This window comes from Weissella cibaria KACC 11862, assembly GCF_000193635.1.
Classification (GTDB): domain Bacteria; phylum Bacillota; class Bacilli; order Lactobacillales; family Lactobacillaceae; genus Weissella; species Weissella cibaria.
On record NZ_AEKT01000021.1, the window covers coordinates 18,504 to 34,195 of the forward strand.

13 protein-coding genes are annotated in these 15,692 nt (G+C 44.3%); 1 reads left to right on the top strand and 12 read right to left on the bottom strand.

Annotation, left to right across the window (positions count from 1 at the left end; translation table 11 throughout):
* Nucleotides 1-113 precede the first annotated feature (113 nt).
* The 6 genes from ESE_RS0104690 to ESE_RS0104715 form a co-directional block, all read right to left on the bottom strand.
* Entirely contained in the window at nt 114-1,376 is a 1,263-nt protein-coding gene (locus tag ESE_RS0104690; RefSeq protein ID WP_010372040.1) for a UDP-N-acetylglucosamine 1-carboxyvinyltransferase, read from the bottom strand.
* Nucleotides 1,377-1,697: 321 nt separating this feature from the next.
* The gene (locus tag ESE_RS0104695; protein ID WP_010372043.1) at nt 1,698-3,308 is read right to left on the bottom strand and encodes a CTP synthase; all 1,611 of its coding nucleotides are present in this window, start codon (nt 3,306-3,308) and stop codon (nt 1,698-1,700) included.
* Between the two features lie 309 nt (nt 3,309-3,617).
* A complete protein-coding gene (pnuC, locus tag ESE_RS0104700; RefSeq protein WP_010372047.1) occupies nt 3,618-4,415 on the bottom strand; it encodes a nicotinamide riboside transporter PnuC in 798 nt (265 codons plus the stop codon).
* A 205-nt stretch (nt 4,416-4,620) separates the two neighbouring features.
* On the bottom strand, nt 4,621-5,214 hold the full coding sequence (gene rpoE, locus ESE_RS0104705) for a DNA-directed RNA polymerase subunit delta (protein WP_010372050.1): 594 nt from the start codon (nt 5,212-5,214) through the stop codon (nt 4,621-4,623).
* A gap of 80 nt (nt 5,215-5,294) precedes the next feature.
* Complete coding sequence (gene yidA / locus ESE_RS0104710; RefSeq protein WP_010372054.1) at nt 5,295-6,131, bottom strand: sugar-phosphatase; 837 nt, start codon at nt 6,129-6,131, stop codon at nt 5,295-5,297.
* A gap of 45 nt (nt 6,132-6,176) precedes the next feature.
* Nucleotides 6,177-7,535, bottom strand: a complete 1,359-nt coding sequence (locus ESE_RS0104715; protein ID WP_010372056.1) for an HD domain-containing protein — start codon at nt 7,533-7,535, stop codon at nt 6,177-6,179.
* Nucleotides 7,536-7,640: 105 nt separating this feature from the next.
* On the opposite strand from ESE_RS0104715, the gene ESE_RS0104720 reads away from it, so the two are divergent.
* Entirely contained in the window at nt 7,641-8,078 is a 438-nt protein-coding gene (locus ESE_RS0104720) for a YwiB family protein (protein ID WP_010372059.1), read from the top strand.
* Nucleotides 8,079-8,416: 338 nt separating this feature from the next.
* Here the strand turns inward: ESE_RS0104720 and ESE_RS0104725 are convergent, their stop codons facing one another.
* From ESE_RS0104725 to yycF, 6 genes are all read right to left on the bottom strand, one after another.
* Entirely contained in the window at nt 8,417-9,679 is a 1,263-nt protein-coding gene (locus ESE_RS0104725) for a S1C family serine protease (protein ID WP_029237456.1), read from the bottom strand.
* A 114-nt stretch (nt 9,680-9,793) separates the two neighbouring features.
* Nucleotides 9,794-10,603, bottom strand: coding sequence for an MBL fold metallo-hydrolase (locus ESE_RS0104730; RefSeq protein ID WP_038228981.1), 810 nt, complete (start codon nt 10,601-10,603; stop codon nt 9,794-9,796).
* Nucleotides 10,604-10,695: 92 nt separating this feature from the next.
* Nucleotides 10,696-11,508 (bottom strand): two-component system regulatory protein YycI, encoded by an 813-nt coding sequence (locus tag ESE_RS0104735; protein ID WP_010372067.1) that lies wholly within the window; start codon nt 11,506-11,508, stop codon nt 10,696-10,698.
* On the bottom strand, nt 11,508-12,833 hold the full coding sequence (gene yycH / locus ESE_RS0104740; RefSeq protein WP_010372070.1) for a two-component system activity regulator YycH: 1,326 nt from the start codon (nt 12,831-12,833) through the stop codon (nt 11,508-11,510). The genes ESE_RS0104735 and yycH overlap by 1 nt, the downstream gene beginning before the upstream one ends.
* Nucleotides 12,826-14,715 (bottom strand): cell wall metabolism sensor histidine kinase WalK, encoded by a 1,890-nt coding sequence (gene walK / locus ESE_RS0104745; protein WP_010372072.1) that lies wholly within the window; start codon nt 14,713-14,715, stop codon nt 12,826-12,828. Before walK ends, yycH begins: the two co-directional genes overlap by 8 nt.
* A 114-nt stretch (nt 14,716-14,829) precedes the next feature.
* Nucleotides 14,830-15,531 (bottom strand): response regulator YycF, encoded by a 702-nt coding sequence (gene yycF / locus ESE_RS0104750; RefSeq protein WP_010372075.1) that lies wholly within the window; start codon nt 15,529-15,531, stop codon nt 14,830-14,832.
* Nucleotides 15,532-15,692: the final 161 nt, after the last annotated feature.

Sequence of the window (15,692 nt, forward strand, 5' to 3'; positions counted from 1 at the left end):
TAACACGGTAGCAGAAAATTCATAGAATCATAACAAAACCGCCCTCACGACGCGTCACTCCGGTCGTGAAGACGGTTTAAATTTTTTAAATTAAATGCTGTGATTAACGTAAATTAATCTTCCGCAATTTGAATATCTGCATTCAACATCGTCAACTTGTGGATGATGTGATCGTAACCACGCAAAACGTGCTCAGCATTAGTTACTTCTGTAATGCCGTCTGCCATTAGGCCAGCAGTGACCAATGAAGCACCCGCACGAATTTCAGCTGCAGCCACACTAGCCCCATGGAAGTTATTACTCTTAGTAACCGTAATTTGACCATATTCAGGGTTTTCAATTGCCACGCCTAACTTTTGTAGTTCAGGAATGTGGCGTGTGCGCTCTGGGTAAATCGTTTCCGTAATCACACTTTCCCCATCAGCCAATGTTAGCAATGGCGTAATTGGCTGTTGCAAGTCAGTGGCAAAGCCAGGGAATGGCGCTGTCTTAATGTGAATTGGCGTCAAGTTTTCCGACTTTGGTACGTAAATACTATCTTCGCGTACATCCAATTGCACACCCATCTCAATCATTTTAGCCGTAAATGATTCCAAGTGTTCTGGAATAACATTCTTAACCAAAACCCCATCACCTTGCGCCGCAGCCAATGCTAAATAAGTCCCTGCTTCAATACGGTCAGGAATAATCGTGTGCGTGTTCTTTGACTCTAGCTTAGGCACACCGGTAATGCGAATGACATCCGTACCAGCCCCACGAATTTGTGCGCCCATGTTGTTCAAGAAGGTTGCCAAATCGATAATTTCAGGCTCGCGGGCTGCATTTTCCAGAATCGTTGTTCCTTCAGCATGTACAGCAGCCAAGATGATGTTCATGGTTGCACCAACTGACACCATATCCAAGAAAATACGAGCGCCCTTTAGTCCATCATCGGCTGTGATGTAGACCGTATCATTTTCTTCACGAACCTTCGCACCAAGCGCTTCAAACCCTTTAATGTGTTGGTCAATTGGTCGTGGCCCAATGTTATCACCACCAGGGAATGTTACTGTTGCGCGACCAAAACGGCCAAGCAAAGAACCCATAAAGTAATATGAGGCGCGCAAAGACTTAATTGCCGTCGAAGGCAACTCTGCTTCGATAATTTCAGTTGGGTCAATCATCAATTCGCCACCCTTAAATGTTGACGTGACGTTCATTGATTCCAAAATTACTTGCAAGTTGTATACATCTAAAATATCAGGCACACTATCAAACTTCACTGGCGTTTCTGCTAGAATCGCTGCCGGAATCAATGCCACTGTTGAATTCTTTGCGCCACCGATAGTCACTTCGCCACTCAGGCGACGACCACCATGGATAACCAATTTCTTCATTATTTTCACCCTTTTTATTAACAGGGGTTGCCCCCTACGCCCGTTCAGGCCCGTTCATTTCATTAACTATTGTCTGTTATCGCAGTTACTAATCGACTATCGCCGATCAGGACGTTTCCTCGTCACCTGGATAACATTCCTTGTCAATTTTACAGTACAGATACACCAATAACAAGGAAACTTGCCATTCCGGCGTAAGGCGTAAACATTACTTTAAAATTATCAATTTGGTTAGTTCTATGACGAAATATTGAGAAAGCCAGTCCCCGTAAAAAAGAGCTCGTTCCCCATCATTGGAAACGAGCTCTTACATTAACTAAATTAAGCTTCCTTCTTGTCCAAAGCAGCCTTAACAAAGGCACCGTACAAAGGTTCTGGACGGTATGGACGTGACAAGAATTCTGGGTGGTATTGGGCAGCCACGAAGAAGTCGTTTTCTGGCAATTCAATAATTTCCATCAAGCGATCATCAGGTGACGTTCCGGCAAAGACCATACCAGCATCTTCGAATTCCTTACGGTAATCAATGTTGAATTCGTAACGGTGACGGTGACGCTCTTGGATCTCATCTTGACCCTCATAGATTGCCTTCGTCAACGTACCATCCTTCAAGTCAGCTGGGTACAAACCAAGACGCAAAGTACCACCACGATCCGTAACTTCCTTTTGGTCGTTCATCAAAGCGATAACTGGCGCATCTGTGTCTGGGTTCAACTCAATTGAGTTGGCATCCGCGTAACCAAGGACGTGACGAGCAAATTCAACTGAAGCCAATTGCATTCCCAAGCATACGCCCAAGAATGGCACATTGTTCTCACGAGCAAATTGGATTGCTGAAATCTTACCTTCAGTACCACGAGCTCCGAACCCACCAGGCACGATCACACCATCAGCATCAGCCAACAATTCTGAAACGTTCTCATCGTTAACCTTTTCTGAGTTGATGGCGTTGATTTCTACATCAGCGTCAACCGCGTAACCACCGGCACGCAATGCTTCGTTAACTGAAATGTAGGCATCTTGCAAATCAGCATACTTTCCAACCAACGTAATCTTCAACTTCTTCTTCAAGTTGCGGATCTTTTCAATCATGGCTGTCCATTCAGTCATGTCAGCTGGTTCAGCCGTCAAGCCCAAACGCTTCAAGATAACATCGTCCATGCCTTGCTTTTGCATGTTCAAAGCAATTTCGTACAAGATGTCAACGTCCAAAGACTCAATAACTGCTTCTGGCGCAACGTCCGTGAACAATGCCAACTTCTCACGCATCTCTGGCGTAATTGGTTGCTCAGTACGAACAACCAACATGTCAGGTTGAATTCCCAATGAACGCAACTCAGCAACTGAGTGTTGCGTTGGCTTCGTCTTCATTTCTCCTGCAGCACGCAAGTATGGAATCAATGACGTGTGGATGTATGCGACGTTTTCAGCACCAACTTCGCGCTTCATTTGACGCAATGCTTCGATGAATGGCAATGATTCAATATCACCAACCGTTCCACCAACTTCAGTAATCACGATGTCAGCATCCGTTGTTTCAGCGGCGCGCATCATCTTTTCCTTCAATGCATTCGTGATGTGTGGAATAACTTGTACAGTTGCACCATCATAATCACCACGACGTTCCTTGGCCAAAACTTCAGAGTAAACACGACCTGACGTCACGTTTGAATACTTGTTCAAGTTAATGTCGATGAAACGCTCATAGTGTCCCAAGTCCAAGTCAGTTTCCAAACCATCATCAGTGACAAAAGTTTCACCGTGTTGATATGGTGACATCGTTCCTGGGTCGACGTTAATGTATGGATCAAACTTTTGTACGGCAATCTTGAAACCGCGGTTCTTCAACAAGCGGCCCAATGATGCTGCGACGATACCTTTACCCAATGATGAAACCACACCACCGGTAACAAAGACGTACTTAGCTGTCATAAAAATAATCCTCCGAGTTCTTTGTGCAGGAGCAATAAAAAATAAAAAAGCTCCCAATGCTAATTATAGCGTTGGGAGCGTTAATCAACTTTGATTACGTCTTGTATTAAACAAATACAAGAGCCCGGAACTTAATAATACACACCTTTTCAAAGTAAGTCAATATTAAGTGCCAATATTATTTATTTTAATCTTTGCCACAGCAGCTCTTGTTCTAAGATCCCTGGCTTTGGCCAGGAATCAAGAACAAGGACGCACCTGATAAGGGCGACTTGGTCACGTCGAAGGTTTTAAAAACCTCCGACATTCCTAGTCTTCTTTATCTGCCACACGCAAACTCTTCTTAAACCATGGTGAGGCAAAGAAGGCGATGACGTCGTTTCCCATGTACAACATGTACGTAAAGAACAAGACCAATGAGGCATCCCCTTGTGCGGCGGTCATCCCCCACAAGACAACTTGTGCGATTCCCTGTAGGAACCACATGTAGTAAGCCTCTGAAAAGCGGAGCGTCGTTAACACTGCCCCGGTAATTCCGATAGCAGCTGCACCCGCGTCAATCAACGGACGTGGTGAGTGTGTGATATAAATTTCGAAAAAGTACAGCGCCACAAATGACAAGACAAAGACTAAAACAAAGAACGTCCGTGTCTTAGCAAAGGTCATTTTTTCGCCACGATCTTTTACTTCACTAATCTTGCGTACATTCATGGCCACATTCTTTGACCATGATGGCATTAAAATAACCGGCAAATCCAACAAAATAATATAAACGAATTGCAAAATTGCATCTGCCGGGTTGTGCGCTTCAATTGCCAAACCGATGTATACAAGGGCCGAAATTAACCCTAAAATACCGTTCACAGGTCGTGCATTCGTAATTGCCAAGGTTGTCGTAAACCCTAGCAAGGCGGCAATCAACGTCCAAACAGCCATCCCCGTAACAGGGTTAGCAATCGTTTGACTAATCAGAAAACCAAACCCGAACATCAACAACATGTATGAGGCTGTTGCCCAGCCCTTCATCTGTTCGACATACCATGATGGCTTAAAAATTTTAGCGACGTGTTCCCAAGAAAACTTTGGGGACGTTTGTGGTGCATTCATAATGAATACCTCTCTTCCGGTTCTTGATTAACGTGCGGTTTACCGCGCACGCTTTACTTTATTACGCGAGGGCTTTCTCGCGGTTACCTCTAAAAAAGCAACTTTACCAGTTTACGGGAATTCTTAAGAAAATGCAAAAACGTTTTAACAATCACAAAAAAACGCATAGCCATCACAGCCATGCGTTTTTATTGTTAATTAAAAATTAACGTTCGATGTCACCTGAACCATAGTCGTCGTCGACTGGAGCGATGCCACCGATTTCTTCACCGATTCCGCCGGCAACTTCGTCATTACCGAAGTTGTCATCTGAATCGTCGTCATCGTCGTCATCCGCATCGTCATCATCATCTGATGCAGCTGCCGTCTCGTCTTCTTCTTCAACGTCACCGAAGTCATCGTCTTCAGGATCATCATCATTGTAGTCGATAACATCGTCATCATCTGCAACGTCTGCCAAGAAGGCATTGATCTTCTTACGCTTCTTCTTCTTTGGTTGACCTTCTTCTTCTTCAAGATCCAAGTGAACGGCTTCATCGATTGAGTCGATTGGGTACCATGAACGAAGCCCCCAAACGTTATCACCCAAAGAAATGAATGAACCGTCAATATTCAAATCAGTGTAAAATTGTGCCAAGCGCGCACGAATCTCTTCGTCCGTCTTACCAGTGAATGATTGTACTTCATTCAACAAATCACTAAACGCCATGGTGTCATGACGGTCAGACAAAATCGCACGAGCAACTTCAATCATTGAAAGCTCAGCCTTATTTTGGCCGTCAAATTGTGTTAATGCCAAATCACTGCACGTCCTTTCGCGGTCTTACTCAATGTCTTATCTTACAATATTTCAGGCATTTCGGCAAATATTATTCTCGGTTAATCCGCCAATTCCGGCATATCTCGACCAAGAACCCATTTTTCGACTGCCACACCAACGCCATCTTCATTTTGTGTCGTGGTTTCAACGTCCGCAATTGCCTTCACTTCAGGCACTGCATTTCCCATGGCGACACCCAAACCAGCCGCCTCAATCATCGTCAGATCATTTTGTTGGTCGCCCAACGCCATGGTCTCTGATCGGTCGATGCCCAGCAATTCTGCTAGTGCCAATAACCCGCTCCCCTTCGTAGCATCCTTGTGCATGAACTCCAAGTGTTGGGGCGTTGACTTGACAATATAGTACTTATCACGAATGGCTTGGGGCAATGCCTCACGCCAGCGATCCACGTCGGCTTCGTCACCGATAAACATGAACTTAACATAATGGTCATTTGGATCCATCTCAGCCATATCCGTCACATGCAACGGCATCTTAATCAAGAAGTTTTCACGACTTGCCCAATAGTTGATTGTGTCATCCGTTGTATAGGCAGCATCCAACGTTTCAACTTGCAGGTACGCACCCAAGTCATTGGCCACTTCACGCAACGTCAAATAATCGTCGTACGACAATTCCTGACCGCCCAGCGCCTTACCTGAGGTAGTTTGCACAACGCCACCGTTATACGTCACTGCATACTGGTCGTCACGATTGTTCAATCCCAGTTCATCCAAGTATTCTTGCACGCCCGGCAATGGACGTCCTGTCGTCAGAACAACTTTAACGCCTTGCGCCGTTGCTTCGTTCAATGCAGCCTTCACACGTGGCGTAACTTGCTTGGCTGTATTCACCAATGTGTCATCAATATCAATTGTAATTAGCTTAATCGTCATGTTTATCCCCCATAAACGGTTTCGTCTGGCAGCACTCGGCCCACCTTATTTAGTTACTGGTGCAATTAGTGTTTCGTTATGCACATAACGCTGGAATTCATTGTAAAGCGGCGCCATGACATCACCCACAGCATGTTCACTCATCATCTCACGTGGGAAGAAGAAGCGGGCATTACCAAAGATGCGGCCTGTCATCGCTTCAACCAGCGCACTTTGCGTTGACAATTCAACCAACTCACCAGCTGGCTGAATTAATTCAATTTGGGTTCGTGGCTTTTTATCACGCGGATTATAAGCATCATACGGTAAGTCATAACTATCGTTTTCTGCGGTGTAATAACGCTCATCAAACCCAGCTGATGAAATCAATTTCGTAATTGCTGGCAGCAAACTACGTGCATCATCTTCAATCAAAATCGACTTCAGTGGTTTACGATCCAAGAAACGTGTTGCCAAATCAGCTAAAATCGCATCATCAGCCAAACGCCATTCGCTAATATTAGCCAGCATGACCGAGTCATCCAACATCAAGTATTGTTGGAGTGTCACCTCACCGGCGAAGAGCGGTTGTAAGGCTGGCGAAATGAAATCCGCTGAAATACGTGGATCTGCCTGACTCTCATCGTACAAGAACTTCGCACGTTCTAGTAGATGTTGTAGCAACACCTCAAACGAACGTGAAACCGGGTGGAAGTACACCTGCACGTACATTTGGTAGCGTGAGACCACATAGTCTTCAATGGCATACATGCCCTTTTGATCGAAGGCGATCCCGCCCTCATAAGGACGCATCACGTGAATAATGCGTGACAAATCAAATTCACCGTAAGTGGCACCCGAATAATAAGCATCTCGTAACAGATAATCCATCCGGTCGGCATCGATTTGACTTGAAATCAATTGCACCACTTGCGGGTTCGGATAGGTCTTGGCAATCACACTCGCCACCTTGGCCGGGAAATCAGGTGCCACCTCAGCCAACACTTGGTGGATTTCTGTTTCTGGTGACAAAATAATTTGTTGCGTATAAGCTTCGTGATCAGTATTAAAAATATGTTCGAACGTATGTGAGTATGGGCCGTGGCCTAAATCATGTAGCAACGCCGCACTTAACAACACCAATCGTTCGTTTGCATCCCACAAGCCATCCCCAGGTTCCTTAGAAGGGAAAAACTTCTCAAGGTGATCAGCAAATTGCCGTGCAATTTCGTAGACCCCTAATGAATGTGAAAATCGTGAGTGTTCCGCACCGTGGAAGACGGCACTGGCAACGCCCAACTGCTTGATGCGTCGCAACCGTTGAAACTCAGTGGTGCCGATCAAGTCAAGAATAACCTGATCTTGGACACGAATAAAGTTATGCACTGGGTCGCGGAAAACTTTCTCTTTTACTGTTGTCATCATGATTGCCACAACGCCTTTCTGATTTATCAGATCAATTGTTTCTTACATTATAACGTACAAAAGCCTGTATAATAGGTTCAATAGGATTTTATAAGGAGATTTTATATGTCTGCCACTAACAACGAACGACCCGTATCAGTAAAATTACAAACAACTATCCACCAAGACGGTGATAAAGAGACCTTTACTTTTACAGAAACCGGCACCCTGGTCGAAATGAACGGCACGGCCTACTTACGCTATACCGAGCACCAAGCAGGATTTGAAACCCCAGTCACGTTCAAAGTACGTCCGGATGGTGAAGTGTCGCTAAAGCGTTCTGGCGAAAGCGCCACTCATTTGCGGTTTATGGCCGATCAAACCATCCCCACTCGTTACACCACAGCCCAAGGTTCAATGCTACTTGATGTTCAAACAACAACTTTATCAGCAAACGTGGCTGATACTTTCGACAGTGGTATTGTTGAAATCGCTTATTCTTTGTTAACTGGCGAAACAGTTCTTGGTGACTATACGTTACGTTTGGAATTTAGTGTTAATTAATACCAACGAAAAAGGTTCGACAGCTTATGCTATCGAACCTTATTTTTTGTACAAAAAAAGACCATCGTGCAAGAGGGGGAACGCAACGATGGTCCGCCGCCGGCTACTATCGCAACCAGCGAGGGGGGTGTCACGCAGTTTGGGGAACTGCGTGACGCTTCATGTACTTTGGGGAGTAATGAAATCCACTAGGAACAGTGGATAAATATATAATAGCCAATTCGTATGAATTTTATGTAAATAGAATGTTTCAATTGATTAACAAAACTAACTTTCAGTAAGAAATTAGTTGCAAAAACAGGACACATCGCAAAATGTGCCCTGTTTTTCACGTTTTTTTAGTTTTGATTTGCTTCTGACTTCGTTGATAATGAGCTCGTCGTCTTCGTCAATTTCACGTCAGTCGTCTTTTGCTTACCATCGCGGTAGTAAGTTACCTTAATCGTGTCACCAACCTTGTGCTTATACAAAGCATCTCGCAAGTCACCAGAACCAGTAACCTCAGTATCGTCAATCTTGGTAATCACATCGTACTTCTTCAAGCCCGCAGTCGCTGCTGCTGAACCATCTTCAGTACTGATGACCACGACACCACCTGAAACGCTGGTTGGCAACTTCAAGATTGTTGATTGATCCGTCGTTGAGACGTTACTCAAATCAACCATTGAAACGCCCAAAGCTGGTCGTTCAACCTTTCCATTCTTCTCCAACTCGTTAATGATGTTGACTACCGTATTAGCCGGAATCGCAAATCCCATTCCTTCAACCGACGTACCGTCAGTTGACGATGCCAACTTCATTGAGTTGATACCAACGACTTGACCGGCCAAGTTTACCAATGGGCCACCTGAATTTCCGGGATTAATTGCCGCGTCCGTTTGGATAACCGTGGCCTTACCGAGTGAATCACCATTCTCATTTGTGGCATCGACTTCACGCTTCGTTGCTGAAATGATTCCTTCTGTCACTGACGTCGCATACTCTGATCCCAATGGTGACCCGATGGCCAAAACTGATTGTCCCGGCTCAATCTTACTTGAGTTAGCAAAGTCAGCTACCTCTGATACCTTGCTTGCATTAATCTTCAACACAGCCAAATCAGTTTGCTCATCAGTACCAACCAACGTCGCCGTCAGCTTAGTCCCATCGCTCAACAAGACTTGCAACGCGTTTGACCCTGAAACCACGTGGTTGTTCGTGACGATATAAGCCGTGTTACCATCCTTCTTGTAAACCACTCCTGATCCCTCAGAAGCCGTTTGAAGGTCTGATGAATCTGTTGACTTGCTATCACTTGACGATGACTCATCACCACCAAACAACCCACCAAATAATGAGCCGCTGTCTGAAAGTGATTGTTGCTTTTGCAAGTTAATCACTGACACAACTGCGCCCGACACCTTGTTAAAGGCCTTCGTTGCATCAGATTCGCCCTTCACGTTCGAGTTACTTACCTTCACCGGTGTCGTCTTACCAGTCGTAACTGTTGAAAAAGTGCCGGCATTATTCAGGTAAGTTACGCCACCAGCAGCGGCACCACCGCCGACTAGCCCGGCAACAATCCCGATAATTGCTATTTTTGTGGTTGATGTCTTTTTCATACTTTTCTCTCGCTTATCTCCGTTGTCCATGGTTATTCCCCTCCATGTCTATTTTCCGATTATTGTACCGTAATTATAGAAATAAACCCTTTAAGACGGCTTAAGGTCGCTAATTTAGACCTCGAACAATTTCGTCGCAACCGCTGGATCCGTATCAAATAAATTAAAATCATGGTTAACACCAAAGTCATGTTCTTCCAATACTTGCTGGACCGTCAAATGTGCCAATGGCTTTTGGTTGTTTTCTTGACTCAAGTGCCCCAAATAAACATTTTTAGTCCGATCACCCAAAATTTCGGTCAATGCTAAGGCACCATCTTCATTTGATAAGTGTCCTTGATCGCTCAAAATACGTTGCTTCAATGACCAAGCGTAACCACCCATCCGTAACATTTCATAATCGTGATTCGCTTCCATCAAAATCGCATCGGCATTACGGATTGTCCCAGCAATGCGATCATTCACATAACCCGTATCAGTTAACATAGCGAACGTTTTATTATTGTGATGAAACGCATAGAACTGTGGATCAGCCGCATCGTGCGACACGCTGAAACTCTCGACGTCTAAATCACCAAATAACTTCGTATCCCCCGCTTCAAACAGGTTCATTTGTTCTGGCTTTGCCTTACCAATTTTACCGGCCATCGCATCCCATGTTTTGGCATTAGCATAAATATCAAACCCGTATTTACGAGCTAAAACACCAACACCCGCAATATGATCGCTATGTTCGTGTGTCACAAACAATGCATCAACATCCTGTAACGATCGCCCAATTTGGGACATTAGGCCATCAATCTTTTTACCTGATAACCCTGCGTCCACCAACACCTTATGCGTGGGGGTTTCAATATAGGTCACATTTCCTTGGCTACCCGAAGCCAACATTGACACACTAAATTCACTTGCCACTTTGTGCATCCCCTATCTTAATCGTATTTATCACCTGTTAAAAAACGCCACACGACAAAAATGTCATGTGGCGTTTCGTCATTAACTATTCTAACACGTGATTATTTCATCAATGAGCCATTTAGCGCATTGACCCGTAAAATTGTCGTTTCATCAGAAGGGTCTGTTACTGAAAAAATCCAAGCTGGTACAAAAATAATATCACCATGCACCGTCGTCAATGGTGAATACCCCAGCTCACTCCAGTTAACCGTGCCATTATTAGGAATCTCATTGTACTGATATGCCCCAATTAACGCTTTCTCTTCCGAAATCAAACTTGTTGAGTCACGCAGCACCTGTGGATTTTCAACATAACTTTGCGTATAGCTCTTTAATTCATGATTTGCGGTGAGCACAAATCTAATTTGCGCCCGTTGCGACATGAACGACCGTGAATCAGAAATCTTCTGGGCATAAACCACAACGTCCGACTCTGTCGAGGTTTTGTTAGCATACTCCGTTAACTTCGCATCATAGCGATACTGCGACCCGGCAATAACCTTGCGTGGATCGTTAACAATCTTATCAATTGCTTTGCGCACGTCTGCACGTGACTTCCCTAGATTAATCGTGCGACTAGGCGTAACGGTTAATTGATCATTCGTCAGCTTCGCATCCCACGTCTTGCTTAATGTCGATAACCGATCTCGCAAAAACGTCTCGCCACTCTTACCGGCAAGATAGACACCCGTCTTCTCAGTTTGACCAAGTTTACCAACCTTAATGCCATCATTTCGCATCTCAGTGAGAATACTTTCTGATGACGTTGGATTGGAAGCAGGCTGATGTAATTGAAACCATTGCACAGCTAAAAAAATATCAATCACCACAAACACAGCCAGAAAAGTCGCTAATATCTTTTTAAAATCCATTAGTCGTCGCCCTCCTGTTGCGCATCAGCAATCGCATCCTTCACCGCTTGCCATTTGTCGCCGACCTCAAAGTACCACTCAGGCTGCAAAGTCACCACATTTTCAGTCGTGTCAGACACCCAACGATAACCATATGCTAAATCAACAACTTGTTTCTTACTAATGCCAATATCCGCTAATTGTTTGTAAACTGCAGCGGAATCAGAAAGCGTGGCCCGCGAATCATTGTCCGCTGGTAGTGGCACCTGAAGCGAGTACTGTGAAAAATCAATTTCTTCGTGTCGCACATCATGTTGTTTAATTTGAACCGTTCCATACGTCGTTTGGTTATAAATCGGTAACCCGTTCACGTATAATCGGTACGTTAAATTACGGCCCATATCGTGGCTCTCAAAGAAATAAATGTTATCCGGAATCTGATGAATGCGGACTAACCAATCGTAGCCCATTCGCATTCGCTCATTGAAGTCATCGCCGACATTATCAACGTCATAGGCGTCAAAGTGTACCACACCGCTGTTCGTATTCAATGTCATTTGTCGTGATGACCCATCATTATACGTTAGGATATCTCCCTTACGCGTTGCACTCGGTGTGGTCGTGCCAGCAAATAGCGAAGACAAATAATTATTTGTCCCATTCGTCTCCATTAGATAACTATACGAACGTAGCGACACATCTGATAACGTATCCGTCAAAAGATGCTTGCCGTTTAACCGGTACGCCACTGGCACAGTTTCAGAGCTCATTTTAAAGGAAGCCATCGTCTTAGCAGCAGAGGTCACCTTGTAACGATAAACCACGCGTTTTTTATCATCAAAAAACGCTACCGTATTCGCATCACCCATCGGCACGCGAATACGACTAATCTCAGCATTCGTCGGCAAATCTAAATCACCGCTCAGCATGTCATCCACAATGTTACCCGCAACCGCATCTGGAAATGCCATTACCATTGTGTTTGATTGTGCCAAAGCTTTCAGATAACCCTTATTCGATAACCGTTCCTTCTTATCAAACGTCATCTGCCAATCCGCTAACCGTTTAATCATCTTAGTCGTTGTTGGTCGGTAGTCCACAACCATGTATTGTCCATCTTTTTGGTTATACACCAGTTGATCTAAATCATACAGTCCGGTCACTGACTTGGCCGCCACAACCTGCTTAGTGGCATCCGCATCCGACGCGTTTTTCAAATCACGCCCTGGACTTCGCCACAAACCAACCGACAAAATTAAACTTACTAAAATTGCAAGTATCAACGCCGTGACAAGGCCGAAACGGCGCATCAACACCTTCAAACGAAAATGTAGACGATTAATCATCCCATTCTCCGTCATCCCACTCATCATCAGTAGGATCGTATGGTTCATATGGCAATGAAATCGAGAACGTCGAGCCCTGTCCCTCAGCCGATTCTACCCAAATCCGGCCGCCAAAACGTTCAATAATTTCCTTTGAAATTGCCAATCCCAGTCCCGTACCACCTTGGGCACGCGAACGCGCTTTATCCACACGGAAGAAACGATCAAAAATGTGACCCAAGTCTTTTTTAGGAATTCCCAAACCTTGGTCTGTGATACTCAACACAACTTCCTTCTGATTATCAATCATCCGGGCCGTTACCACACCACCATCTGGTGAATACTTAATAGCATTATTCATAATGTTATCAATTACCTGGGTGAACTTAGACGTATCTAACTCAACCCAGATTTGCACCTTTGGAATTTCACGTTTAATCGTGTAGTACTTTTCAGGTTTATCATCGTTCGCAATAATCATGTCGAAACGATTCAAAATATAATTAAACAACTCACCCACGTTAACATATTCTGTTTCAAGCTTCATTGTGCCTGAATCCATCCGTGATAACTCAAGCAAATCATTAATCATATGAATCATACGGGTCGTTTCATCTTGTGCAACCGCCAAGAAATTGCGCGCCACTTCAGGATCATCAATCGCACCCTCTTGCAACGCATCAACGTATGACTTCACAGACGTCAACGGCGTCCGTAACTCGTGTGACACGTTTGAAACGAATTGCCGACGCTCCAATTCAATTCGCTGCTGTTCTGTGACGTCATGCAGCACAATGACCAGCCCTGAAATAAAGCCTGACGCGCGTTGTATCAAACTAAAGTACGCTCGAATAATCAATTGACGCTCATCCGTACTGAAATCAAGCAATAATTCTTCTTGATTATCAAGCAATTCACGCAAATTATAACGATCTGATATTTGCAGAACTTCCAGAATCGATTGCCCCATCGCAACCGTGCTGTCATCAATTCCTGTCATCTGCAGTGCTGCCGTATTAATGATGTTGATGCTACCACGACGATCAGTTGCAATAACCCCATCCGTCATGTGTTCCAGCACCGAATCCAATCGACGACGTTCAAACTCTGTCGAATTCGTTGTTTCTTCAATTCGAACAGCCAAGGCGTTAACATTTTCAGCCAGTTGGCCAATCTCATCATTTGAGCGAACTAAAATACCACCCGAATAATCACCTTGCGCAATACGAGTTGTTCGATCATTAATTTCCGCAATTGGCTTCGTTAAGCTACGTGAGATAATAACCGCCATCACGACACCTAGCATCACGGCCAGCAACGACGCAGAGAAGTAAATCAGTGAAATATGATTCAGATTGTCATAAACCGTCTCTAAACTAGCCCGAACCTCAACAACCCCAACGATGTTACTTTCGCCTGCTGATGAACTAACCAGTGGCTTTACCATCACTTGGTACCGTGTGCCCGAACGCTGCTCAACCGGATTCTTGGTATATTTACCGCCAGCCAACGCTGCTTTCACATTGGCATCCGTCGTTTTTTGACCCACTTCGTCTTGATTATTAATATCACTTGTGCCACGTACAATCCCTGAGGAGTCAACAACTGTAATCTCAGAAATTGACGCATTATTCACCGATGTCAAAATCGTGTGAATATCCGCATTCACTTTTGTCTGATCACTACTTGTTAATTGTTGTGTTAATGAATCATTAACATATGCCGGTAAAGCAATTTGGGTTCGGAAACTCGCCAGGTTTTGTTGTTCCAAACGCTTTACGAAAAAGGCACCAACTAACTCAAGTGTCACCAACAACGTGAGCGTAAATACTAATGCAATCTTAAAATGGATCGACGAGAAAAAACGTCGCCACTTCTTCGGCTCTTGCATATCTTCAGCCATTAAAATCTCCCACTTTGACTAAAAAAGGCTAATGCCATGCCAATCGGCAGGGCATCAGCCTGTTACGTACGTTATTTATAGTAGCTAACAGCCACTCTATCGAATGTTTAGTTATTATTCTTCAGACGCCTTCAAATAGTAACCAACACCACGTCGCGTCATCAAAATTTGTGGGTGACTTGGTGTTTCTTCAATCTTTTCGCGAATTCGACGAACCGTAACGTCAACCGTGCGCACGTCCCCAAAGTAATCGTAGCCCCAAACCGTTTGCAACAAGTCATCACGCGTCATCACTTGACCAATGTGCTTAGCCAAGTGGTGCAACAATTCAAATTCGCGGTGTGTTAATTCGATATCTTGACCATTCTTAGATACCATGTAAGCATCCGGGTGAATCGTCAAAGCACCAATCTTAATATCACCACTGTCATCCATCACATTTTGACCGACAACTGGCGTCTGACGACGTAGGTTTGCTTTAATACGCGCCAACAACTCACGATTTGAGAATGGCTTCGTCACGTAATCGTCCGCCCCCATCTCCAAACCAAGCACTTTGTCAATTTCTGAGTCCTTAGCAGTCACCATAATAACTGGTGTCTGTGACTTCGTACGAATTTGACGCAACACTTCGGTTCCTTCAAGTTCAGGCAACATCTGATCCAACAACACTAAATCAGGATCTTCACTTTCAAATAGATCTAACGCTTCACGACCATCCATGGCCACGACAACGTCATATCCTTCTTTTGTCAAATTAAACTTAATAATATCTGAAATTGGTTTTTCGTCATCAACGACTAAAATTTTACTCATTAGTTTTCATCCTCCCAGTGGCGGGTCTCTGGTAATAATTATATCATGTTACAGCGTTTTCGTAACTTTTCAGACGATTTTCGTAACTTTCTAGTCATACAATTCATTTTTTGCGCAAAAAGGGGTTGCAAAACATTCATAGACTTGGTAAGATAGTTTCT